Source organism: Microbacterium sp. F2 (genome assembly GCF_052274505.1).
In the GTDB taxonomy this organism is placed as follows: domain Bacteria; phylum Actinomycetota; class Actinomycetes; order Actinomycetales; family Microbacteriaceae; genus Microbacterium.
The window spans coordinates 66988-88414 of record NZ_JBNVBV010000004.1; the positions used below are offsets into that span (position 1 = coordinate 66988).

The 21427-nt window shown below is 67.1% G+C and carries 25 protein-coding genes; 5 read left to right on the top strand and 20 right to left on the bottom strand.

Annotation, left to right across the window (positions count from 1 at the left end):
- Positions 1–33 precede the first annotated feature (33 nt).
- The 4 genes from ACQVDU_RS09305 to infC all read right to left on the bottom strand — a co-directional run bounded on the left by ACQVDU_RS09305 (position 34) and on the right by infC (position 2237).
- Entirely contained in the window at positions 34–837 is an 804-nt protein-coding gene (locus ACQVDU_RS09305) for a TrmH family RNA methyltransferase (RefSeq protein ID WP_292712106.1), read from the bottom strand.
- 127 nt (positions 838–964) lie between these two features.
- Positions 965–1348 carry a 50S ribosomal protein L20 gene (gene rplT / locus ACQVDU_RS09310; protein ID WP_228177768.1) on the bottom strand — a complete coding sequence of 128 codons (384 nt, stop codon included), beginning with the start codon at positions 1346–1348 and terminating at the stop codon, positions 965–967.
- Positions 1349–1378: 30 nt separating this feature from the next.
- Complete coding sequence (rpmI, locus tag ACQVDU_RS09315) at positions 1379–1573, bottom strand: 50S ribosomal protein L35 (protein WP_228177767.1); 195 nt, start codon at positions 1571–1573, stop codon at positions 1379–1381.
- Between the two features lie 46 nt (positions 1574–1619).
- On the bottom strand, positions 1620–2237 hold the full coding sequence (gene infC, locus ACQVDU_RS09320) for a translation initiation factor IF-3 (protein ID WP_292712167.1): 618 nt from the start codon (positions 2235–2237) through the stop codon (positions 1620–1622).
- A gap of 287 nt (positions 2238–2524) precedes the next feature.
- On the opposite strand from infC, the gene ACQVDU_RS09325 reads away from it, so the two are divergent.
- Complete coding sequence (locus tag ACQVDU_RS09325) at positions 2525–2944, top strand: DUF1844 domain-containing protein (RefSeq protein ID WP_443477043.1); 420 nt, start codon at positions 2525–2527, stop codon at positions 2942–2944.
- Positions 2945–2978: 34 nt separating this feature from the next.
- Here ACQVDU_RS09325 and ACQVDU_RS09330 read toward each other — a convergent pair whose 3' ends face one another.
- The 6 genes from ACQVDU_RS09330 to ACQVDU_RS09355 form a co-directional block, all read right to left on the bottom strand.
- Positions 2979–3794: an SseB family protein gene (locus ACQVDU_RS09330; RefSeq protein ID WP_300594220.1), complete on the bottom strand. Its 816-nt coding sequence runs from the start codon at positions 3792–3794 to the stop codon at positions 2979–2981.
- Positions 3778–4524, bottom strand: a complete 747-nt coding sequence (priA, locus tag ACQVDU_RS09335) for a bifunctional 1-(5-phosphoribosyl)-5-((5-phosphoribosylamino)methylideneamino)imidazole-4-carboxamide isomerase/phosphoribosylanthranilate isomerase PriA (RefSeq protein WP_341579451.1) — start codon at positions 4522–4524, stop codon at positions 3778–3780. Before priA ends, ACQVDU_RS09330 begins: the two co-directional genes overlap by 17 nt.
- A 63-nt stretch (positions 4525–4587) precedes the next feature.
- Positions 4588–5235, bottom strand: coding sequence for an imidazole glycerol phosphate synthase subunit HisH (gene hisH, locus ACQVDU_RS09340; RefSeq protein ID WP_292712163.1), 648 nt, complete (start codon positions 5233–5235; stop codon positions 4588–4590).
- Positions 5236–5252: 17 nt separating this feature from the next.
- Positions 5253–5858: an imidazoleglycerol-phosphate dehydratase HisB gene (gene hisB / locus ACQVDU_RS09345; RefSeq protein ID WP_292712100.1), complete on the bottom strand. Its 606-nt coding sequence runs from the start codon at positions 5856–5858 to the stop codon at positions 5253–5255.
- A complete protein-coding gene (locus ACQVDU_RS09350; protein WP_443476961.1) occupies positions 5855–6949 on the bottom strand; it encodes a histidinol-phosphate transaminase in 1095 nt (364 codons plus the stop codon). The genes hisB and ACQVDU_RS09350 overlap by 4 nt, the downstream gene beginning before the upstream one ends.
- A gap of 43 nt (positions 6950–6992) precedes the next feature.
- Entirely contained in the window at positions 6993–7367 is a 375-nt protein-coding gene (locus ACQVDU_RS09355) for a LysM peptidoglycan-binding domain-containing protein (RefSeq protein WP_331790370.1), read from the bottom strand.
- Between the two features lie 266 nt (positions 7368–7633).
- On the opposite strand from ACQVDU_RS09355, the gene lexA reads away from it, so the two are divergent.
- The 3 genes from lexA (at position 7634) to ACQVDU_RS09370 (ending at position 11699) form a co-directional block, all read left to right on the top strand.
- Positions 7634–8314: a transcriptional repressor LexA gene (gene lexA / locus ACQVDU_RS09360; protein ID WP_292712095.1), complete on the top strand. Its 681-nt coding sequence runs from the start codon at positions 7634–7636 to the stop codon at positions 8312–8314.
- Positions 8315–8377: 63 nt separating this feature from the next.
- A complete protein-coding gene (locus ACQVDU_RS09365; protein WP_443476962.1) occupies positions 8378–9748 on the top strand; it encodes a hypothetical protein in 1371 nt (456 codons plus the stop codon).
- Between the two features lie 10 nt (positions 9749–9758).
- The gene (locus tag ACQVDU_RS09370; RefSeq protein WP_443476963.1) at positions 9759–11699 is read left to right on the top strand and encodes a prolyl oligopeptidase family serine peptidase; all 1941 of its coding nucleotides are present in this window, start codon (positions 9759–9761) and stop codon (positions 11697–11699) included.
- On the opposite strand, the gene hflX is transcribed toward ACQVDU_RS09370, so the two are convergent.
- Positions 11662–13209, bottom strand: a complete 1548-nt coding sequence (hflX, locus tag ACQVDU_RS09375) for a GTPase HflX (protein WP_443477044.1) — start codon at positions 13207–13209, stop codon at positions 11662–11664. The two genes, ACQVDU_RS09370 and hflX, sit on opposite strands and share 38 nt — an antisense overlap.
- Before the next feature lie 85 nt (positions 13210–13294).
- Here hflX and ACQVDU_RS09380 point away from each other — a divergent pair, with 85 nt between their 5' ends.
- Positions 13295–13936, top strand: coding sequence for a class I SAM-dependent methyltransferase (locus tag ACQVDU_RS09380; protein WP_300592883.1), 642 nt, complete (start codon positions 13295–13297; stop codon positions 13934–13936).
- Positions 13937–13953: 17 nt separating this feature from the next.
- Here the strand turns inward: ACQVDU_RS09380 and dapF are convergent, their stop codons facing one another.
- The 9 genes from dapF to pgsA all read right to left on the bottom strand — a co-directional run bounded on the left by dapF (position 13954) and on the right by pgsA (position 21421).
- Positions 13954–14826, bottom strand: coding sequence for a diaminopimelate epimerase (gene dapF, locus ACQVDU_RS09385; protein ID WP_443476964.1), 873 nt, complete (start codon positions 14824–14826; stop codon positions 13954–13956).
- A 50-nt stretch (positions 14827–14876) separates the two neighbouring features.
- Positions 14877–15788, bottom strand: a complete 912-nt coding sequence (miaA, locus tag ACQVDU_RS09390; protein ID WP_443477045.1) for a tRNA (adenosine(37)-N6)-dimethylallyltransferase MiaA — start codon at positions 15786–15788, stop codon at positions 14877–14879.
- Between the two features lie 132 nt (positions 15789–15920).
- Positions 15921–17468, bottom strand: coding sequence for a tRNA (N6-isopentenyl adenosine(37)-C2)-methylthiotransferase MiaB (miaB, locus tag ACQVDU_RS09395; protein ID WP_443476965.1), 1548 nt, complete (start codon positions 17466–17468; stop codon positions 15921–15923).
- A gap of 113 nt (positions 17469–17581) precedes the next feature.
- Entirely contained in the window at positions 17582–18304 is a 723-nt protein-coding gene (locus ACQVDU_RS09400) for a regulatory protein RecX (protein WP_443476966.1), read from the bottom strand.
- Positions 18305–18306: 2 nt separating this feature from the next.
- Positions 18307–19356: a recombinase RecA gene (gene recA, locus ACQVDU_RS09405; protein WP_331790378.1), complete on the bottom strand. Its 1050-nt coding sequence runs from the start codon at positions 19354–19356 to the stop codon at positions 18307–18309.
- Between the two features lie 260 nt (positions 19357–19616).
- Positions 19617–19838 carry a DUF3046 domain-containing protein gene (locus ACQVDU_RS09410; RefSeq protein ID WP_443476967.1) on the bottom strand — a complete coding sequence of 74 codons (222 nt, stop codon included), beginning with the start codon at positions 19836–19838 and terminating at the stop codon, positions 19617–19619.
- Between the two features lie 17 nt (positions 19839–19855).
- Positions 19856–20164 (bottom strand): helix-turn-helix domain-containing protein, encoded by a 309-nt coding sequence (locus ACQVDU_RS09415; RefSeq protein ID WP_195693428.1) that lies wholly within the window; start codon positions 20162–20164, stop codon positions 19856–19858.
- Between the two features lie 178 nt (positions 20165–20342).
- A complete protein-coding gene (locus tag ACQVDU_RS09420; RefSeq protein WP_443476968.1) occupies positions 20343–20834 on the bottom strand; it encodes a CinA family protein in 492 nt (163 codons plus the stop codon).
- Positions 20831–21421 (bottom strand): CDP-diacylglycerol--glycerol-3-phosphate 3-phosphatidyltransferase, encoded by a 591-nt coding sequence (gene pgsA / locus ACQVDU_RS09425; RefSeq protein ID WP_443476969.1) that lies wholly within the window; start codon positions 21419–21421, stop codon positions 20831–20833. The genes ACQVDU_RS09420 and pgsA overlap by 4 nt, the downstream gene beginning before the upstream one ends.
- Positions 21422–21427 lie beyond the last annotated feature (6 nt).

The window sequence follows — 21427 nt, forward strand, 5'->3', positions numbered from 1 at the left end:
GCACGCGCGGGCGTGTTCCGGCATAAATGCAGCTCAGGCGAGGGCGCTGCGCTGGGCGAACGCGGTCTCGTAGAGACACACACTCGCCGCTGTCGCCAGGTTGAGGGACTCGGCCTTGCCGTAGATGGGAAGCCGCAACGAGAGGTCCGCGTGCGAAAGCGCATCCTCTTCGAGCCCCCGCGCTTCGTTGCCGAACAGCCACGCGGTGGGCTCAGCGAGAAGGTCGCGGGATGCCAGGAAGTCGGTCCCGTCCACGTCTGCCGCCACCACCCGGATGCCGACGGCGTGCGCCTGTTCGACGGCCTCCGGCAAGTCCACCCCGATGGCGATCGGGAGGTGGAAGAGCGAGCCGGTCGTGGAACGGACGACTTTCGGGTTGTACGGGTCGACCGACTTGCCTGTCAGGACGACGGCGTCAGCGCCCGCCGCATCGGCCGCGCGGATGATGGTCCCGAGGTTTCCCGGATCCCGCACCTGCTCGCAGATCGCGACCAACCGCGGATGGGCGGCGAACACCTCAGCCACACTAGATGGGGTCTGACGCGCGACCGCCACGAGCCCCTGTGGCGTCACCGTGTCAGCCATGGCATCCAGGACGGCTTCGCTTGCCAGCTCCACGTCCAGTCCCGCCGCGCGGGCGGCATCCCGGATGTCGCTGTGCCGATCCAGCGCGCCGGGCGTCGCGTAGAGCTCCACGAGCGCGTCGGGCCGGTAGGCCAGCGCCTCGCGAACCGCCTGCGGTCCCTCGAGCAAGAACAGCCCGGTCTCCTGTCGCGCGCTGCGCTTGGACAGCTTCGCGACCGCGCGCACGCGTGGGGATCGCGGATTCTCCAGCACGGGCCCAGTTTAGAGGTACAGCGACGGCGATTCCCGCGCCATTGCGGGGCCCACCGAGCATATATTCCGCGAACGACACGAAGGGCGCCTCCCGCACGGGAGGCGCCCTTCAGGCAAGAGCGACCGATCAGGCCGACTTGGGTGCGTTGACGTCGCTGGGCAGCGCCTTCTTGGCGGTGTCGACGAGCGAAGCGAAGACCTTCGGCTCATTGACCGCGAGCTCGGCGAGCATACGGCGGTCGACCTGGACACCGGCCAGGTTCAGACCCTGGATGAAGCGGTTGTAGGTGAGGCCGTTCTGGCGGCTTGCAGCGTTGATGCGCTGAATCCACAGGCGACGGAAGTCGCCCTTACGCTTGCGCCGGTCACGGTAGGCGTAAACGAGCGAGTGGGTGACCTGCTCCTTCGCCTTGCGGTACAGACGCGAGCGCTGCCCGCGGTAACCGGACGCGCGCTCAAGGATGACGCGACGCTTCTTGTGGGCGTTGACAGCCCGCTTGACTCTAGCCATTTCGTTTCGTTCCTGTTCGTACCGTGGCGCTCAGATGCCGAGAAGCTTCTTGGCGACCTTCGCGTCACCGGGGGCGAGCATCTTGTCCGCCGACAGGCGGCGAGTGCGCTTGGTGGGCTTGCCCTCGAAGTTGTGGCGGAGGTTCGCCTGCTGCTTCTTGATCTTCCCGGTTCCGGTGACCTTGAAGCGCTTCTTGGCACCCGAGTGGGTCTTCTGCTTCGGCATCTTCTTTTCCTTCGTTGTGGTTCCCGCCGGGCGGGAGTCTGGGGGCCTACTCGGCGGGAGCGGCCGTGGGCTCGGGGGCTTCACCGCGGGCGGACTGACGTGCCGCCTCCTTGGTGGCAGCGCGCTGTGCGTTCTGCTCGGCCTTCGCCTCGGACTTGTTCTTGTGCGGTGCGATCACCATCGTCATGTTGCGGCCGTCGATCGTGGGGCTCGATTCAACAGTGCCGAACTCGGCGACGTCCTCGGCGAACTTGCGGAGCAAGCGCACACCCTGCTCGGGGCGCGACTGCTCGCGACCACGGAACAGAATCATCGCCTTGACCTTGTCGCCGGCCTTCAGGAACGACTCCGCGTGCTTGCGCTTGGTCTCGTAATCGTGCGGCTCGATCTTCAGGCGGAACCGGACTTCCTTCAGGACCGTGTTGGCCTGATTGCGTCGCGCTTCCTTCGCCTTCTGCGCAGCCTCGTACTTGAACTTGCCGTAGTCCATGATCTTGACCACGGGCGGCTTCGAGTTCGGGGCAACCTCGACCAGATCGAGATCGGCCTCCTGAGCCAGACGCTGCGCGACTTCGATGCGAACGACACCGACCTGTTCGCCTGCGGGACCGACCAAACGGACCTCGGGCACGCGAATGCGCTCGTTGATGCGGGGATCGCTGATGCGGAACTCCTCTTTGTGCGGGTGTAAGGCACCGCGACACGAGGTGCGCCGCGGATGAGATCAGAACACTCCACCCGCTCGACGCTCTGCATCGGCTTCATTCACCCTGACGCTCGACAGCTCGTCGAGCGCTACTTCTCCAGGCAATCGGATTGCCGGGGGAAGCGGAGTTCGTGGACCCGGTAGCCTTGAGCGGCAAGCGCGGGTGGGATGTGATCCTCTTTCGTGTCCGGCGCAAAGTGCTCCGGGGCCCGCACGAGTCTAGCAGAAGGCAACACGTGTCGACGATTCCCGGTTTTTCCGACCCTGCAGCATCCGACGGCCGATCGGCCGATCGCCGAGATCGCGAGCGCGAGCAACGCTGGGAGGAGGATGCCGAGGCCGCTGCCGCTGCATCCAGAGATATCGCTGACGTCCCGGCTGTCGAAGTCATCACGACCACCGCTGTGCACCTCATGAGTGCTGCGGCCGTGAAGGTCGGGCTTGCCGACGACCCCGACAGGCAGAAGGACCTCGACGAGGCCCGCAAGCTCATCAATGCACTCGCGGGCTTGATCACCGCCGGCGCTCCGGAGATCAGCGACATGCACGCTCGCTCGCTGCGCGATGGCCTGCGCTCGCTGCAGCTCGCGTTCCGCGAAGCATCCGTGATCCCTGACCCCATCGGCAAGGGGCCGGGCGAGAAGTGGACCGGTCCGGTCACCTGAGCCGAAGCGCGTCAACACCCGCGCCGGGATCGACTCAGACCGCCGAGCGCCGGATCTTCACGGCAAGGGAATCCACGAGAACCGCGATGCGGTCATCGGCTGCCCAGCGCTTCGCGAGCCGCTGCAGCACGGCATCCAGCTCTTCGCGGTCAAGGCCGGGCATGATGTCCAGCTGAACCTGGACCTCGGGGCCTCTCCCCCGCGCCTGCGGGTCGGCGGGTGCCAGCGAGAGATCGAGAACGGAAAGTTCCGCACCGATGCTTTCCTGGAATCCGGCGAAGACCTCCGGTGAGGTGTGCGCGGGCTCCCACTCGTGGCCCTGCGCAATGGCCCAGACGGCGGGGCGACGGATGACGAACTCGGTCTCGGAGCCGGGGTCGAGGACGATGAGGTCAGTGCCGTCATCGACAGCAGCTGCCGCCGTGCGCACCCCGTCGGCCGGGACTGGCCGCGCTGCCGGGTCCCACGTGCTCATCGCCGATACCGACGAGAACACCGGAAGCACGCGCCTGCCGTCGGGAGCGGCGACCGTGACGATCGATAACTCCTGCGTCTTGTCCACCGTCAGCCCGTGAGCACCGACACCCTCGTCGCCCTTCTCAGCGACGAGGGGAATGAGAAGGCGCGCGGATCGGTAGGCATCGATCACCTCGACGACGGAAGCCTCACCGGTCCGGAACCGCTCGATCGCACCGATCAACACCGGGTCGGCTGACCCGTCGTCACCGGCGAAGGGGTTCGCCTCGAAGCTGCGGCCGGCCCAGGGGAAACCGGCGGAGTCGGCGGTGTGATCCGATCCGTGGGCGTGCGCATGCGGGTTGCGCTGCGGGTCCTCAGCCTCCGGCGACATCCAGTGCCTCGGCCAGGGTGAAGGCACCCGAATACAGCGCCTTCCCGACGATCGCGCCCTCGACTCCGAGGGGGACGAGCTCCCGCAGCGCCGCGATGTCGTCCAGCGTTGCCACGCCACCCGAGGCGATGACCGGCTTCGGAGTGCGGGTCGCGACCTCGCGAAGCAGGTCGAGGTTGGGCCCGCGGAGCGTGCCGTCCTTGGTCACATCGGTGACGACATAGCGGCTGCACCCGGCATCCTCGAGGCGGTCGAGCACCGCCCACAGGTCGCCGCCCTCCTGCGTCCAGCCGCGAGCCGCGAGGGTCGTGCCGCGCACGTCCAACCCGACGGCGACCAGTTCGCCGTATCGGCCGATCACGTCTGCAGCCCACTCCGGGTTCTCGAGCGCCGCGGTGCCGAGGTTCACGCGCTCGGCACCGTACTCGATCGCGAGCTCCAGGCTGCGGTCATCGCGGATGCCTCCCGACACCTCGACGTGAACACCCTTGACCTGCTTGATGACCTTGCGGATCACTCCGGCGTTGCTGCCGCGGCCAAACGCGGCATCCAGGTCGACGAGGTGAATCCATTGCGCACCCTGGCGGGCCCAATCGACGGCAGCCTCGACCGGATCACCGTAGCTCGTCTCCGAGCCGGCGGCGCCCTGGGTCAGGCGCACGGCCTTGCCGTCGGCGACGTCGACGGCGGGCAGCAGAATCAGTTCGGGCGTTGACGCGAAGTCGTTCATGGTTCCTCGGGCGGGTTCACGGAGCCCGCGGCACGCCGATCAGAATCGGGGGCAGGCACGAGTTCAGAGGGTAGCCGCGGGAAGGCTCGTGATCCAATTCGCGAGCAACCGGATGCCCGCCTCCCCCGACTTCTCGGGGTGGAACTGCGTCGCCGCCAAGGGGCCGTTCTCGACGGCTGCGACAAACGGCGCGCCGTGCGTTGCCCAGGTCACGACCGCGCTGGGGAAGGGATCGTGGGCCTCGAGGGTCCAATGTTGCGCGGCGTACGAGTGGACGAAGTAGAACCGCTCCGATTCGATGCCGCGAAAGAGCGTCGACCCGGCGCCCGCATCCACGGTGTTCCATCCCATGTGCGGGAGCACCGGCGCGTCGAGTTCAGTGACCGCCCCGGGCCACTGCCCGAGCCCGAGGCTGTCCGCTCCGCGTTCGACACCGTGCTCGAACATCACCTGCATCCCGACGCAGATCCCCAGCACCGGGCGTCCGCCTGCCAAGCGCCGCTCGATGAGCTGGTCGGCACGCGAGTCACGCAGAGCATCCACAACCGAGCGGAAGGCACCGACGCCCGGGACGACCAGCCCATCAGCAGCCATGATCAGGTCGCGGTCTGCTGTCAACTGGGCGTCAGCCCCTGCCAGGGCCAGTGCCTTGACGGCGGAGTGAACGTTGCCGGATCCGTAGTCCAAAACGGCAACCGTCGGTCGTGCGATCGTTGCCGGCTCCCCGGTCACAGCGCACCCTTCGTGCTCGGAATACCGCGCACGAGGGGGTCGAAGGCCTTGGCCTGGCGGAAGGCGCGCGCGAAGGCTTTGTACTCGGCCTCGGCGATGTGGTGGGGGTCGCGACCAGCCAGGACGCGAAGGTGGACCGTGAGGCCGGCGTGGTAGCTGATCGCCTCGAAGGTGTGCCGCACGAGCGACCCCGTGAAGTGACCAGCGATCAGGTGCAGTGCGAACCCGTCAGGCTCGCCGTCGTGCACCAGGTAGGGGCGCCCACTGATGTCGACGACGGCCTGCGCCAGGGCGTCGTCGAGCGGAACGAGCGCGTCACCGTAACGCGAGATGCCCGCCTTGTCGCCGAGAGCCTCACGGATGGCGTCACCGAGCACGATCGCGACATCCTCGACGGTGTGGTGGGCGTCGATCTCGACGTCGCCCTCGGCCCGGACTGTCAGGTCGGTCAGGGAGTGTTTCGCGAACGCCGTGAGCATGTGATCGTAGAACGGAACTCCGGTGTCGATGGTGCTGGCGCCGGTGCCGTCGAGGTCAAGACTCAACTCGACGCGCGACTCGCTCGTGGCTCGCGTGAGTGTTGCGGTGCGGCTGCTGCTCATGCGCGAGAGTCTATCGACGCGAGTGCTTCCAGAAACGCTGTGGTCTCCTCTGCTGTACCCGCCGACACCCGCAGGCTTCGCGGGATTCCGACGTCGCGAACGAGGATGCCGCGATCGTAGAGCTGCTGCCATGTGCGACCGGAGTCCTCCACCCCGCTGAAGAGCACGAAGTTCGTCCACGATTCGTAGGCGCGATAGCCGAGGGCCTCGACGGTCGCCGAGATGCGATCCCGCTGCGCCACGATATCGTCCACCATCTGGAGCATCACCGGGGCGTGGGCGAGCGCGGCGAGCGCTGCCGCCTGGGTGAGGGAGCTGAGGTGGTAGGGCAACCGCACCAAGCGCAGGGCGTCGATCACAGCGGGATCGGCGGCGAGGTAGCCAACCCGGGCTCCCGCGAACGCAAATGCCTTGCTCATCGTTCGCGAGATGAGGAGGCGCTCCCGACCGGGCAGCAGGGACAGCGCCGAGGGCGCAGTTCTCGGCGCGAACTCGAAATAGGCCTCGTCGACGATCACGATCCCGCGCGTTGCCTCGTAGGCCGCCTCGATCAGCTCGAGGCTCATCGGGGTCCCGGTCGGATTGTTGGGAGCACACAGGAAGACGATGTCGGGATCGGCTGCGGTGATCTGGTCGACTGCCGATTCGACATCCACGGTGTAGTCAGTACCACGGCTCCCCGACACCCATTCGGCCCCCGTCGCGCGCGTCAGCAGCGGATACATCGAATAGGTGGGAGCGAAGCCGAACGCACGACGCCCCGGCCCACCGAAGGCCTGAAGGACGTGCTGAAGGACTTCATTGGATCCGTTCGCCGCCCAGATCTGGTCGGCGACGAGGCCGTGGCGAAGGTACTCGGCGAATCCCTCACGCAGCTCACGGAACTCGCGGTCGGGGTAACGATTGATCTCGCCGAGAGCCCGCCCGATCGCATCCAGGATGTCGTCGGCGACTTCCCGCGGCACCGGGTGGGTGTTCTCGTTGACGTTCAGAGCGACAGGCAGTGGCGCCTGAGGCGCGCCATAGGGGGTAAGGCCCCGCAGGTCATCGCGGAGCGGGAGATCATCGAGGCGAATCGTCACCCGTCCCATCGTACGGTGCGCGACAGCAGCACACCCGGTTCTGCGGCCCTGCTCATTGCGTATACGCGAGCGGGAGAGCGAGCTGCTGCCCTGCGCTCACGACGCTTCCCGTCAGGCCGTTCAGTCGGGAGATCTCGGCCACGACCTCGCGGGGGTCGGCATCCGGGGCGATCTCCTGTGCGATAGACCACAAGGAATCGCCCGCCGAAACGGTGACCGTCTCGAAGGTTCCCGACGGCGCCGAGGGATCGAGGGATGCCAGGGCTGCCCCGCCTCCCCAGATGACCCCGAGGATGACCAGGACCGCCGGAAGCGCAGCGAGCACCGTCAGGACGGCTCGACCACGAGCGGTCAGCCGAAGTCTGGTCGCAGCGGGTCGCACCGCAGTCATGGTCGTGGGTGCGGAGCCGAGAGCAATCGTCGTCATGTCATCCTCCGTTATCTCGGGGAGAGATTCGCATCCACCGCTCGGCCAGGAGAGGCGGATACGAATCTCTATTCCGAAGTTATCTTCGAGTATTGTGTCTGTCAAGTGCGAAACCTCCCGCGAATCCTTCGAACACGACACGCGGGACCGGAACAGGCGAAACGGTGTCGAGGCGGTTACGGTTTCGATGAAGACAGGTCATCACCAACCTCCGACATTCGAAGGGGAGTGCGGGACGGATGCGAGCAGCAACAGGAGCGGGGCACATGAACGAGGAGCCGTCACGGGAGCGCACAGGCACGCGGCGGCGTCGCAGCCTCAGCGAGAAGCAGCTCGCCATTCTCGAGGTGATCCAACGAGCGATTGCCCGAAACGGCTACCCGCCGAGCATGCGCGAGATCGGCGACGCGGTCGGACTCAAGAGCCTCTCGAGCGTCACGCACCAGCTCAACCAGCTCGAACTGAGCGGATACCTTCGACGCGATGCCGGCAAGACCCGGGCCATGGAAGTGCTGATCGATCTTCCGGGCATGGCCGCCGAGAACCCCGCGGACTCCGCCCCGGCAGTCGGTGACGCCGCCATGGTTCCGCTCGTCGGCCGCATCGCCGCGGGAGTTCCGATCACCGCCGATCAGCAGATCGAGGAGATCTTCCCGCTTCCGCGCCAGCTCGTGGGCAAGGGAGAGCTGTTCATGCTGCGCGTGAGCGGCGAGTCGATGATCGACGCTGCGATCTGTGACGGCGACTGGGTCGTCGTGCGCTCTCAGGCGACGGCAGAAAACGGCGACATCGTCGCCGCAATGCTCGACGGCGAAGCAACGGTCAAGGCGTTTCGCCAACGGGACGGCCACACCTGGCTCCTCCCCCGCAACTCCGCGTTCGAGCCGATCCTGGGTGACGAAGCGACTGTTCTCGGCAAGGTCGTGGCGGTGCTTCGAGCGGTCTGAACAGCATCAATCGCCACAATCGGGTGAGGCGCGGGGAGCGCACTTTCCGCCAGAATGGGGCCCATGAGCTTGCCGACGCCCGAAGACCTCGAATCCCGCATCCGCGCCCTTGAGGCAGAGAACGCCCGCCTGACGGGACGAACCTCTCCATCCGGCGGCTGGTGGCGCGCCGCGCTGTCGGCATTCGTGATCGTGGTCGCCACGATTCTCGTACCGGTATCGGTGGTGACCACGTGGGCGCGCGTACAGCTGGTCGACGAAGAGGCTTTCGTGTCGACCTTCGCGCCGTTGACCGAGGATCCCGCAGTCCAGGAGCTCATCGTCGATGAGGCGACTGCCGCCATCGACGCACAGGTCGACTTCGCAGGACTCACCGACCAGGTCTTCGACGGTATCGAGAACCTGGGGCTGCCTCCAGCAGCGGCCACAGCACTCAACGCGCTGCGCGCTCCAGCGGCACAGGGAGTTCAGAACCTCGTCAACTCTGCGGTCGAGCGCATCGTCGCTTCCGATGCGTTCTCGGATGTCTGGGCCTTCGCGCTTCGGGGGGTCCACCGCTCGATCACGACCGTCGCGACGGCCGACGGCGGCGGAATCCTCGTGCTCGATGGCGACGGCCTCGGAATAGCCCTGGGGCCGATCATCGACCAGGTCAAGCAGCGCCTCACCGACAGCGGGGTCGGCGTTGCCGGGCTCATCCCGAGCATCGACAAGACGATCATCATCGGCGACGGGGAAGCACTCATCGCCTTCCGGACCGTGTACGCACTTGCCGACGCGGTCGGCTGGTGGCTCTCGATCGTCACCATCGCGCTGTTCGTCCTGGCCATCGTCATCGCACGGCGCCGCAGCGTCGCCGTCATCGGTACCGGTGTGGGGCTCTTCATCGGCGGCGGGATGCTCGCCGCCGGCTTCGGTATCGGCGCTGCAGCAAGCACCGTGGTCGCCGGCCAGCTCGACCTCTCACCCACGGCTCTCGGCGTCATCTACGCGCAGCTCACCGCGTCCATGGCGCAAAGCGCGCTCGTGATCGCGCTGCTCGGCGTCGTGATCGCGGTAATCGGCTGGCTCATGGGATCGAGCCGCTCAGCCACCGCCACCCGCGGCGGTGTCAGCGGCTTCAACGCAACCATCCGTGGCGCCCTCGCCGCACGGGGCCTTGACACCGGCGCCTTCGGACGCTTCCTCGCTCGGTACCGCGTCGCGATCCGGATCGTGCTGGTCGTCCTCGCGGTCATCTGGCTCCTCGCACTTCGACCGCTTTCTTTCGGCGATGTCGTCCTGGTGTTCCTGGTGACCGTCATCGTCGCCTGGGTCCTCGAGTTGCTGCAGCGGCGCGAGATCGTCGAGGTGGAGGTCATCGAGGTGGACGTGCCCGACGCAGAGGGCTCCGAAGAGATCATCGTCGAGGAGCCCGCCAGCGACCGCGCGTAGCGTGGAGACCATGGATTCCTCCCTCCCCCGGCTCCCCTACGGCACCTGGCCCTCACCGATCTCGGCGACATCCGTTGCAGCGGCATCCCCGCGCTTCGAAGGCGCGGCGTTCGTCGCGGCACCGGACGGCGAGGAGATCTGGTGGGGACAGAGCGCTCCTGCCGAGGGCGGGCGCACGACAGTCCGCCGTCGCCTGGCCGATGGGACTGTCGAAGAGCTCCTGCCTGCCCCGTGGAACGCTCGGTCTCGCGTGCACGAGTACGGCGGCGGCGCGTGGGCGGCGACCGATGACGGCGGGTTGTGCTTCGTCGAGAAGACCGACCAGCGGATCTGGATCCTCGACCCCGGGTCTGAGCCGCGCGCCCTGACGCCGGTGGGGACGCGGATGCGATTCGGCGGGCTGCGGTTCGCCGCCGGAGAGCTGTGGGCGATCCGAGAAGATCACACGCGGCCCGGCGTGCCCGCTCGCGACATGGTGAGAGTTCCGCGCGACGGTTCTGCCGCGAACGACGCGGACCAGATCGTCTCCGTCGTGGCCGGGAGTGACTTCGTCGCCCATCCCGCCGTTTCGCCCGACGGATCCCAACTCGCCTGGATCGCCTGGAATCATCCGGCCATGCCGTGGGACAGCACCGAGCTCCGTCTCGGCAGTCTCGTTGACGGTCGGATTCAGACGTGGCAGGCGATCACCGGTGGCCCGGACCGAGCGCCACTGCAACCCGAGTGGGCCGACAACGATCGCCTCTTCTTCCTCGACGACCCCGAGGACCGCTGGAACCTGCACACCTGGTCGGCCTCTCATGGACCGAGGTGCGTCGCCGCGGTCCCGGAGGACACCGGCGGGCCGCTGTGGTCACTCGGGGGCCGTTGGTATTCGCTGACCACCGACGGCACGGCCGTCTGCGTCAGCACCCACGGCACCGACAGGATCATCGCGATCGCCCCGGACGGTGAGATCCGAAACCTCGGCGGGCCGGTGAGTTCGGGGGCATCGGTTGAGGATGCCGCGGGTGAGCGCGCTCTGGTCATCGGATCGCGATCGGACGGCGCTGCCGGAGTATGGCTCGTCGATGCCGCCACAGCGCAGTGGGAGACCGTCGCCGGCGGAGAGAAGACCTGGCCGGCAGAGTGGACGCCGCACCCGATCGAGTTGACCACCGAAGGCCCCCGGGGCGAGGTCCATGCCTTCGCCTTCCCCCCGACGAACCCGACAGCTTCGGCTCCGGAGGACGAGCTCCCACCTTACGTCGTGCTCGTCCACGGTGGCCCGACAGGTCACGTCGGCGGGGCAGCATCCCCGAAGATCGCCTACTTCGCCAGCCGCGGCATCGGTGTGCTGGATGTCAACTACGGCGGGTCGTCCGGCTACGGGCGCGCCTATCGCGAGCGGCTTCGGGGACAGTGGGGTGTCGTCGATGTCGAGGACGTTCGCGACGCGGCGCTCGCACTGGGGGATGCCGGCCTCGCAGACCCCGCCCGGATCGCGATCGACGGCGGTTCAGCGGGAGGGTGGACCGTCCTGGCTGCGATCGCCCGCACGGACATGTTCGCCGCCGGAGTCTCCCGCTACGGCGTCGGCGATGCTCGGGCACTTGCCGCCGATACCCACGACTTCGAGGCCCGGTACCTCGATGGCCTCATCGGCCCGCTCCCCGAGGCGGAACACCTCTACCTGGAGCGTTCTCCCCTGTCACATCCCGAGGGCTTCGACGTCCCCATGCTCCTGCTTCAGGGAGCCGAGGACGAGGTCGTACCCCCGGCACAGGCAGAGGCGATTCGGGAGGCGCTGGCCGCACGCGGGATCCCGCATGCCTACGTCCTGTACGAGGGAGAGGCCCACGGCTTCCGGCGCGCCGAGACCGTCATCCACGCCCTCGAAACAGAGCTTGCCTTCCTGGGTGCCGTGTTCGGGTTCACTCCGCCGGGCGTTGCACCGCTGACGCTGAGCTGAACGCCGCAAGCTCAGCCGCAAGCTTCTCGGACACGAACGCGTGCAGGGCCGTCCCGGACTCCTCGTGCGTGATGGCAATGACATGCCCGGACTCGTGAGCCGCGGATACCAGATCACCGCGGTCATAGGGGACGATCGCGTGCACTTCGACCGCCGGAAGCGGAAGCGCCCGCTCGATGGCAGCCCGAAGCTCGGCGATGCCCTCCCCCGTGCGAGAAGAGGCAAACAGCGCCGCTGGCTCCAATCCGCGAAGAACCATGCGCGTCGATTCGTCGACGAGGTCGGCCTTGTTGAAGACGACGATCTCGGGCAGGTCGCGCGCTCCGACATCGCCGATGACGTCACGAACGGTGGCCAACTGCGCCGCGGGATCGGGGTGTGAAGCATCCACGACGTGCACGATCACATCCGATTGGCCGACCTCCTCGAGAGTCGACCGGAAGGCTTCAACCAGCTGGTGTGGGAGATTGCGTACGAAACCGACGGTGTCGGTGAGCGTGTAGACCCGACCATCGGATGCCTCGGTGCGCCGCACCGTCGCATCCAGCGTCGCGAACAACGCGTTCTCGACCAGCACACCGGCGTTCGTGAGCCGATTGAGCAGGCTCGACTTTCCCGCGTTTGTGTACCCGGCGATCGCAACCGAGGGCACCGTGTTGCGGCGGCGCTCAGCACGCTTCGCGTCCCGCGCCGGCGCGAAGTCGCGGATCTGTCGCCGCAGCTGCGCCATCCGGGTGCGGATGCGGCGGCGGTCGAGTTCGATCTTGGTCTCACCGGGACCGCGCGAGCCCATGCCCGCACCGCCGGCGCCGACCTGGCCACCGGCCTGACGGCTCATCGATTCGCCCCATCCACGCAGGCGCGGCAGGAGGTACTCGAGTTGCGCGAGCTCGACCTGCGCCTTGCCCTCGCGGCTCTTGGCGTGCTGGCTGAAGATGTCGAGGATGACGGTGGTGCGGTCGATCACCTTGACCTTGACGACGTCTTCGAGTGCACGGCGCTGGCTCGGCGCCAGCTCGGTGTCGGCGATCACCGTGTCGGCACCGAGCGTGGCGACGATGTCGCGGAGCTCTTCGGCCTTGCCTCGCCCGAGGTAGGTGGCGGGATCGGGATGAGGGCGACGCTGGAGAACGCCATCGAGCACGACGGCACCGGCGGTCTCGGCAAGCGCCGCCAGCTCCCGGAGGGAGTTCTCCGCGTTCTCCTGCTCGCCCTGCGGGTGCACCCCGACGAGGACGACGTTCTCGAGCCGGAGCTGGCGGTACTCGACCTCGGTGACGTCTTCGAGTTCAGTCGACAGGCCCGGGATGCGTCGCAGCGCGGCGCGCTCTTCGCGATCCCACTGGTCGCCGTCCGAGTCCGCTCCGCCGGCCGTGGCGGCATCTTGCAGAGCCTGTGCGGCCCCGAACACCCACACGTCCGATCGACCGCGGGCACGCTCGAGCACCCGGTCGACGGGGTCGACAGGGTGCGCCGCTGGGCTGGTCTGGGTGTCTGGGATTTCGTCCATCATCATTTCCGTGGGATGCCCGCCATCAGGCATCCGTAAACTCTAGCCTCCCGGAGGCGGCCCGTCCTCCGCTACGCTCGTCGCCATGGAGAGCGATCACTACTTCACGTCGTCGCCTTCCAGTCCCGAAAATCTCCGCCGCATTCGTGTCTCGATTGCGGGGCATCCCGTCGAGGTAACGACGGCCGGCGGGATCTTCAGCCCGGATCACATCGACATCGGAACAACCGTCCTGCTGGAGAACACGCCTCCCCCGCCCGCAGGCGGACATCTGCTCGACCTCGGGTGCGGCTGGGGGCCCATCGCGCTTACCCTTGCGATGGATGCGCCCCACGCCACGGTGTGGGCGGTCGACGTCAACGAGCGAGCCTTGGACCTCGTCCGCACAAACGCGAGCGAACTCGGTCTCCCCAATGTCAACGCCGTGCTGCCGGACGATGTTCCCGGCGACGTCGTCTTTCGAACGATCCGATCCAATCCTCCGATCCGGGTGGGCAAGAATCAGTTGCACGGGCTGCTCGAGGACTGGATCCCGCGACTGGACGAGCGCTCGGATGCGTGGCTCGTCGTCTCGCGCAACCTCGGTTCGGATTCCCTTCAGCGGTGGATGACCACGACCTTCCACCGCGGGTACTCGGTGCATCGCTCTGCGACAGCCAAGGGATTCCGGGTGCTGCGAGTGCGCCGCCACGGGTCTACTCCGACGGCTGCCATCGACATCGTCTGACGCCGGCCCACACGAGGTCAGGCCAGCGCCATCTCGCCGGAGAAGACGAGGGTGGCAGGCCCCGCGAGGAAGACGTGCGAGACGCCGTCCACCGATGCCACGCGAACCCCGAGCTCCCCGCCGGGCACACCGACCTGCCAGGTGTCAGGCGCTGCAGCGCCGGCCCAGTGGCGCACCGCGAGGGCAGCCGCAGCCACCCCCGTGCCGCACGACAGCGTCTCACCGACGCCGCGTTCGAAGACTCGCATGCGGAGGCCCCCCGTGCCGCCCTGGACCAGAGGATCGTTCGGCACGACGAATTCGACATTGGCGCCCGCGACGGGAGCCGGCTCGAGCTGCGGGACGCGCGTGAGATCGATGCCGGCAAGTTCATCGGCAGTGGGGAGGGCGACCACGACGTGCGGATTGCCGACATCCACCCCGATTCCAGGCCGCGCGACGTCGAGATGCCGAGCTCGAACCAGAACCTCGGACTCGTCGATCTGGAAGGCGCCGAGATCCACTTCGAAGCCGCGCTCATGGACTGTCACGGGCTTGATGCCGGCGCGGGTACCCACCAGCACCGGGCCTGCTGCGGCATCCGCCCAGCCGACCGCGGTGAGGTACCGCACGAAGACACGGATGCCGTTCCCGCACATCTCCGCAGCCGACCCGTCGGCGTTTCGGTAGTCCATGAACCACTCCACGCCGGCGGCGGTGGCTGCAGCGCCCTCGGGGATCGCCGCGGCGCGGACGACCCGCAGCAGCCCGTCGGCGCCGACCCCGAACCGTCGGTCACACAGCGCCGCCACCTGGTCGTCGGACAGGTCGAGGTCCCCGTCGGCGTCGGGCACGATGACGAAGTCGTTGCCCGTGCCGTGGCCCTTGGTGAACGAGATGGGGGTCGACATGCCTTCAGTCTAGAAGCGCACCGCCGCGTGTTCGCCCCGGGGTGATCCCGTCACAGGTCCAGCATCCGGGTAGCGTCGTCGTCAGGTTCAAGCCAGTGGACACCGGCGTACCGCCGGAACCACGACACCTGGCGACGGGCGTAACGGCGCGTGAGGGCCTGGGTCTGCGCGATTGCCTCTGCTTGCGAGAGATCTCCCGCCAGCTGAGCCAAGGCCTGGGCGTAGCCGATGGCGCGGCGAGCGGTCACCCCGCGCTCGATGCCGGCGGCACGGAGGGCCTCAACCTCGCCGAGGAGCCCGCCTGCCCACATCCGTTCAACGCGCGTATCGAGGCGAGCGATAAGTTCCTCTCTCGGCATGCGTCGGCCGAGGATCCGAGTTCGCGGATGCCACGTCAGCGGTCGATCCGGCAGCGCAGCGCCGTGTCCGGCGCCTCCCGATTCGATGACCTCGAGAGCGCGGATCACGCGCCGTTCGTTCGCCGGGTCGATCCGCGCGGCGGTCTCGGGATCAACGCGACGAAGGCGGGTCATGAGAACGCCGATGCCCTGCTCGGCGGCTTCGGCTTCAAGCGCGGCTCGGCGCGCTGGGTCGCGCGGGGGGAACTGGAAGTCGTAGATGACGCTGGAGACGTAGAGCCCTGATCCGCCGACGAGGATCGCTTCCGCGCCGCGCTCCTGGATATCTGCGATCGCCGCACGTGCTGCGGGCTGATATGCCGCAACGGCAGCCTCCTCGGTGACCTCCAGCACGTCGAGGAGGTGGTGCGGGATGCCCCTGCGCTCCGCCTCGGGGAGCTTGGCCGTTCCGATGTCCATGCCGCGGTACAACTGCATGGCGTCCGCGTTGATGATCTCTGCGCGCCGCCCGCGCCGCGTCAGTTCCTCAGCCAGGGCGAGGGACGTCTCGCTTTTGCCGGTTCCCGTGGCCCCGACGATGACCCAGAGCGTCGGCTCCGCCATCACGTCAGCGCTCGCGTCCATGCCGGCCGATCCCCACGTGTGCTGTTGTTGTGTGCGTTTGCGGCGGAAAGATGAACAGCGCACGCACACACGTGCCGCAGATGCAGCGGCTTGGGACCCGCGGGGTTGGCGTCACGCGCTCACACGGAGCGAGGGCACACCCAGCGAGACCGCACGCCGCTCACCGGACGCGGACGGGCTCGGCACGGCGCACGACTCGGCGAGCGACCGATCCCACGCATCGCCGGCGCGCGTGCGGCGAACCCGAAGTCGTCCACCCTCGGGCGCATCGGCGAGGAGGTGGAACGGCGCAGCATGGGTCACCGCGACCGTGACGACATCGCCGGGCCGCGGGACATCCGAGCCTTCGGGCACCTCGAAATGCACGAGCCGGTTGTCTTCGGCGCGGCCCGTCAGGCGTCGGGTTTCGGCATCCTTCTTGCCCTCGCCCGTCGAAACGAGCACATCGAGCTCCCGGCCGACTTGAGCCTGGTTCTCTTCGAGACTGATGCGTTCCTGAAGTTCGATGAGCCGGTTGTAACGCTCCTGCACGACCGCCTTCGGAACCTGGTCGGCCATCGTCGCCGCCGGGGTTCCTTCCCGAATCGAGTACTGGAAGGTGAAGGCACTGGCGAACCGGGCGCGTTCAACGACTCGCATCGTGTCTTCGAAGTCCTCGTCGGTCTCGCCCGGGAACCCAACGATGATGTCGGTGGAGATCGCGGCATGCGGAATTCGTTCGCGCACACGGTCAAGGATGCCGAGGAATCTGTCGCTCCGATACGAGCGGCGCATGGCTCGCAGGATCCGGTCGCTTCCCGACTGGAGGGGCATGTGGAGCTGGGGCATGACCGCGGGAGTCTCGGCCATCGCATCGATCACGTCATCGGTGAACGCGGCAGGGTGCGGACTCGTGAAACGAATGCGTTCGAGGCCCTCGATCTCCCCCGCCGCGCGCAGCAGCTTGCCGAACGCCTGCCGGTCGCCGAACTCGACACCGTAGGAGTTAACGTTCTGCCCGAGGAGGGTCACTTCGATCGCCCCGTCGTCGACGAGCAGTCGGATCTCGTTCAGGATGTCGCCGGGGCGCCGATCCTTCTCCTTGCCACGAAGACTCGGAACGATGCAGAACGTGCAGGTGTTGTTGCATCCGACCGAGATCGACACCCATCCCGACGCCGCGCTGTCGCGCTTGGTGGGAAGAGTCGAGGGGAAGATCTCGAGCGACTCGAGGATCTCGAGCTCCGCTTCCTCGTTGTGCCGCGCACGCTCGAGCAGAGTCGGCAACGAACCCATGTTGTGCGTGCCGAAGACAACGTCCACCCACGGCGCCTTCTCGAGGACCCGCTCCTTGTCCATCTGCGCGAGGCATCCGCCGACGGCGATCTGCATTCCCTCGCGCTTGTCTTTGCGGGACTTGAGGTGCCCGAGCGTGCCGTAGAGCTTGCCCGCGGCATTGTCACGGACCGCGCAGGTGTTGATGACGACGATGTCGGCTTCGTCACCGGCAGCCGCGCGCACGTAGCCAGCGCTCTCGAGCGACCCGGAGAGTCGCTCGGAGTCATGGACGTTCATCTGGCAGCCGAAGGTGCGCACCTCGTACGTCCGCGCCGCTCCCGTGGGTGACACGGCTGCGGCGGACGGCGCGATGAACGTCGGCGAAGCGGATGGGGTGGTCATAGTGCCTGCCATTCTACGAGCCGCTCCGGGGTACTGGCCGAGTGCGCGTCTGCTCCGCATCAGCGACGGCAAGCCACCGATATCCACGCAGCCGGTGGGTCCGAGGGTCGGGCTCAGTCGCGGGGGTCAGCCAGTGCAAGCCGCGCCGCAGTCATCGCCACCCCCGGTGGGTAACCGCGTCGCTGCAGCTGACCGACCAGGCGCCGGATCGCGACGTCGACAGCGATGCCACGGTATCCGCCAGCCTTTTGACGTGCGAATTCGAGAGCCCGTTCGGCGTCGTCATCAGGGAGCCTGGCCAGCGCCGCATCAGCGACGTCACGGGGAATGCGGCGCTTGGCGAGCACCTGGGCGATCGCGCGCCGCCCTTCGCGACGTCTGGTGACCGCGGTGTGCACGAGCTGCTCTGCGAGGTCGGCATCGCCGAGCCATCTCTTTCCCACGAGTTCGGCCACGAGCACCTCTGCTACGACCTTCTCAACGCCGTCCGCGACCAGCTCATCGGTGGCTTCCGCCTCCGACAGTCCGCGCCGGCGCAACCGCTTGATCAGTCGATCGAGCGCAGCACGGGTGACGGCTGACGACGCACGAGATTCCCCGTATGGGTCGGCGAAGTAGGAGTCGTCATCATCCTCAGCAAGATCGTCGTCATCGACCCACGTCGAATGCCACGTGCCTGCGGTCAGTTCCGCGCAGGCTTCACCGTGATCTTCACCGAAGAGGTCATCATGGCTGGAGGCTGCGTCGCGGGAAGCTGCGCCGCGAGAGAAGGCCCCGTCACCGAACAGCGGGATGACGGGGGCGAGCGACTGCTCGCCCCCGGTCTCACGCGTCATGATCAGGCCGGGCGCCGCTTGGCGAGTTCGTCTTCGACATCACCCGCGGGCTTTGCCCCGCCGATACCGAGCTTCTCTTTGATCTTCGTCTCGATGTCGGCCGCGATGTCTTCGTTCTTGAGCAGGAACGATCGTGCGTTCTCTTTGCCCTGCCCCAGTTGCTCGCCCTCGTAGGTGTACCAGGCTCCGGACTTCTTCACGATGCCATGCTCCACGCCGAAGTCGATGAGGCTCCCCTCGCGAGAGATGCCCGTGCCGTAGAGGATGTCGAACTCGGCCTGCTTGAACGGCGGCGCCATCTTGTTCTTGACGACCTTGACCCGCGTGCGGTTACCGACGGCATCCGTGCCGTCCTTCAGCGTCTCGATCCGGCGGATGTCCAGGCGCACCGACGCATAGAACTTCAGCGCCTTTCCACCGGCAGTGGTCTCGGGTGAACCGAAGAAGACGCCGATCTTCTCGCGCAGCTGGTTGATGAAGATCGCCGTCGTCTTGGTCTGGTTCAAGCCACCGGTGAGCTTGCGCAACGCCTGGGACATGAGGCGAGCCTGCAGACCGACGTGCGAGTCACCCATTTCGCCCTCGATCTCAGCCTTGGGCACGAGCGCGGCGACCGAGTCGATGACCACCAGATCGATGGCTCCCGATCGGATCAGCATGTCGGCGATCTCCAGCGCCTGCTCTCCCGTGTCAGGCTGTGAGACGAGAAGCTGATCGATGTCGACGCCAAGCTTCTGTGCGTAGTCGGGATCGAGCGCGTGCTCAGCGTCAATGAACGCAGCAATGCCACCAGCCTTCTGGACGTTGGCGATGGCATGGAGGGTGAGAGTCGTCTTTCCCGATGACTCCGGACCGTAGATTTCGATGATCCGACCGCGCGGTAGTCCACCGACGCCCAGTGCCACGTCAAGGGCGATGGAGCCGGTCGGGATGACCTCGACCGGTGCGCGCTCGTCGCTGCCCAGTCGCATCACCGAGCCCTTTCCGAACTGCCTGTCGATCTGCGCGAGCGCTGAATCGAGCGCCTTCTCGCGGTCTGCGGGTGTGGGCATGGCGTGTGCTCCTTCAGCACTCGGTCCGTCGTCGGTCTGTCCGGCTCCGGAGAATCGGCCGCCTGTAGGCTGTCGCGCTGCGACTCGGATGAGCATCAGCCCGACAAGGCGTGTGGTGTCGTTCGACGCTGCTCACGGTACGTGGGGGCTCCGACATCGCTGCCGGTCCGTCCGCGTGTCGTGAGGGAACGCCTTCTCGACTCCACTTGTGCAGGAGACTACGGGGTCATCGAACAGATCTTCGACGACACGCCGTCACATCAGCGGCGAGGTTCGAGGCGACCGACGCCGTACCGGCGTTGCGCGGGCACGTCCGTCTCTGCGCACAGCGCGAGCCACACCTCCCGCGGCGGAACACCAGCGGTGAGCGCCTCGGTCGCGGTGCGCCCACCGACGCCGGTCAGAACGAGGTCCGCGAGAAGTGCAGCTGACTGCGCACCGAACTCGTCGGTGACGGCGCGATCGAATTCGCTACGACGCATGCAGATCGCGGCGCTGGTCAGCGCAACGAGAGCTCGGCGTCCATCGACGCGACAAGCTCGTCGGGGACGACATCGGGGAAGGTCTGCAGGCCCTCGAGTACGGCGAGGCGGTCACCGACTTCGCGCATGATCGTCGAGATAGGAACATCGAGCGCTTCGGCTACAGAGGCGAGGATCTCGCTCGAGGCTTCCTTCTGGCCGCGCTCCACTTCGCTCAAGTAACCCAGCGCGACGCTTGCGCGGCTGGCGACCTGACGGAGGGTGCGACCCTTCTGCTGACGGAAGTCGCGCAGGACTTCGCCGATCTCTTGACGTACCAGTACCATCTCGGGTCCCCTCCTCACTGACCGCTTCTGTTGGTGGTGATTCCGCTGGTGTCGCGGGTGGACAACAGTACAACACCGATGTAGGTCACACTAACGCCGCCTTCTGGGGAATGGGTGGGAATCACCGAAAGTAACGCATCCGAAACATCGGGTGTTCCCGCTTCCGGCCCGCGCTCGCTCAGAGCGAAACGCGCAGCATCTCGAGGGCGGCCGCGACCGCTTCCGCACGAATCGCCGCCCGGCCACCGGCGAGTTGAAGCTCGGTGACCGCCTCGCGTTCGGGTGTCACGACGGCAACATAAACGCGTCCGACCGGTGCTCCGTCTTGCGGGTCAGGTCCCGCGACCCCGGTTGTGGCGATCCCGACCTCGGCGAGGACACCATCGTGAGCGGTGGCGACCCGGATGCCGCGGGCCATCTGAACCGCAACCTCGGGGTGCACCGCACCCGCGCGGTGCAGGAGCGCGGTATCAACCCCGAGAAGGCTTGCCTTCAGATCGGTGGCGTACGCGACGATGCCGCCGCGCAGGACGTCCGATGCTCCTGGGATCGACACGAACGCCGAAGCGAGCGCGCCGCCGGTGAGGGACTCGGCAACACCCAGCCGCCATCCTCGGGAGCGAAGTGTCGCGAGGACCTCGGACGCATCCGCGGAGACGTCGGGCGTCATGACTCCGCCGAGCGCGCCACCTCACCCCGCCGCGCGCGAGCGGCTCGGACCTCGGTGACGACATAGTCGATCCCGCTCGCGATGGTCAGGATGACGGCGATCGCCATCGCCACGCCGTTGACCCAGAAGATCCAGTCACCGACGAGGTTCCACAGCGGCAGCAGGGCGAGCGAGAGCGCAACAGCCTGCGCGACGGTCTTGAGCTTTCCCATCCAGGCTGCAGCCAGAACATGATCGCTCACCACAATGAAGCGATAGATCGTGATTCCGACCTCGCGAATCAGAACCACGATGGTGATCCACCAGGGCAACTCGCCGAGGATCGACAGTCCGATGAACGCGAACCCCGTGAGCACCTTGTCGGCGATCGGGTCCAGGAGCTTGCCGAGGTCAGTGACGATCTCGTACTTGCGGGCAAGATACCCGTCGATCCCGTCCGTGGCGATGGCGACGATGAAGATCACCGCAGCCCACCACCGGAGCGCACCGTCCGATCCCCCGTCCGCCAGCAACATCCAGAGGAAGACCGGCGCCATGAGGATGCGCACGATCGTGATCGCGTTGGGCAGCTGCCGCGGAATCGCCATGGGCCG

What these genes read in the sequence shown, in the direction of transcription:
- hflX (WP_443477044.1), bottom strand. Translation starts at nt 13,209, where the DNA reads ATGGACGAAATCCCAGACACCCAGACCAGCCCAGCGGCGCACCCTGTC.
- ACQVDU_RS09355 (WP_331790370.1), bottom strand. Translation starts at nt 7,367, where the DNA reads ATGACGACGATTGCTCTCGGCTCCGCACCCACGACCATGACTGCGGTG.
- dapF (WP_443476964.1), bottom strand. Translation starts at nt 14,826, where the DNA reads ATGTCGACCCCCATCTCGTTCACCAAGGGCCACGGCACGGGCAACGAC.
- ACQVDU_RS09410 (WP_443476967.1), bottom strand. Translation starts at nt 19,838, where the DNA reads ATGCGTCGTAGCGAATTCGATCGCGCCGTCACCGACGAGTTCGGTGCG.
- recA (WP_331790378.1), bottom strand. Translation starts at nt 19,356, where the DNA reads ATGCCCACACCCGCAGACCGCGAGAAGGCGCTCGATTCAGCGCTCGCG.
- ACQVDU_RS09420 (WP_443476968.1), bottom strand. Translation starts at nt 20,834, where the DNA reads ATGACGCCCGACGTCTCCGCGGATGCGTCCGAGGTCCTCGCGACACTT.
- ACQVDU_RS09350 (WP_443476961.1), bottom strand. Translation starts at nt 6,949, where the DNA reads ATGGGACGGGTGACGATTCGCCTCGATGATCTCCCGCTCCGCGATGAC.
- ACQVDU_RS09330 (WP_300594220.1), bottom strand. Translation starts at nt 3,794, where the DNA reads ATGTCGCCGGAGGCTGAGGACCCGCAGCGCAACCCGCATGCGCACGCC.
- ACQVDU_RS09365 (WP_443476962.1), top strand. Translation starts at nt 8,378, where the DNA reads ATGAGCTTGCCGACGCCCGAAGACCTCGAATCCCGCATCCGCGCCCTT.
- ACQVDU_RS09400 (WP_443476966.1), bottom strand. Translation starts at nt 18,304, where the DNA reads ATGACGCGTGAGACCGGGGGCGAGCAGTCGCTCGCCCCCGTCATCCCG.
- rplT (WP_228177768.1), bottom strand. Translation starts at nt 1,348, where the DNA reads ATGGCTAGAGTCAAGCGGGCTGTCAACGCCCACAAGAAGCGTCGCGTC.
- rpmI (WP_228177767.1), bottom strand. Translation starts at nt 1,573, where the DNA reads ATGCCGAAGCAGAAGACCCACTCGGGTGCCAAGAAGCGCTTCAAGGTC.
- ACQVDU_RS09370 (WP_443476963.1), top strand. Translation starts at nt 9,759, where the DNA reads ATGGATTCCTCCCTCCCCCGGCTCCCCTACGGCACCTGGCCCTCACCG.
- pgsA (WP_443476969.1), bottom strand. Translation starts at nt 21,421, where the DNA reads ATGGCGATTCCGCGGCAGCTGCCCAACGCGATCACGATCGTGCGCATC.
- ACQVDU_RS09415 (WP_195693428.1), bottom strand. Translation starts at nt 20,164, where the DNA reads ATGGTACTGGTACGTCAAGAGATCGGCGAAGTCCTGCGCGACTTCCGT.
- hisB (WP_292712100.1), bottom strand. Translation starts at nt 5,858, where the DNA reads ATGAGCAGCAGCCGCACCGCAACACTCACGCGAGCCACGAGCGAGTCG.
- miaB (WP_443476965.1), bottom strand. Translation starts at nt 17,468, where the DNA reads ATGACCACCCCATCCGCTTCGCCGACGTTCATCGCGCCGTCCGCCGCA.
- miaA (WP_443477045.1), bottom strand. Translation starts at nt 15,788, where the DNA reads ATGGCGGAGCCGACGCTCTGGGTCATCGTCGGGGCCACGGGAACCGGC.
- priA (WP_341579451.1), bottom strand. Translation starts at nt 4,524, where the DNA reads ATGAACGACTTCGCGTCAACGCCCGAACTGATTCTGCTGCCCGCCGTC.
- lexA (WP_292712095.1), top strand. Translation starts at nt 7,634, where the DNA reads ATGAACGAGGAGCCGTCACGGGAGCGCACAGGCACGCGGCGGCGTCGC.
- ACQVDU_RS09380 (WP_300592883.1), top strand. Translation starts at nt 13,295, where the DNA reads ATGGAGAGCGATCACTACTTCACGTCGTCGCCTTCCAGTCCCGAAAAT.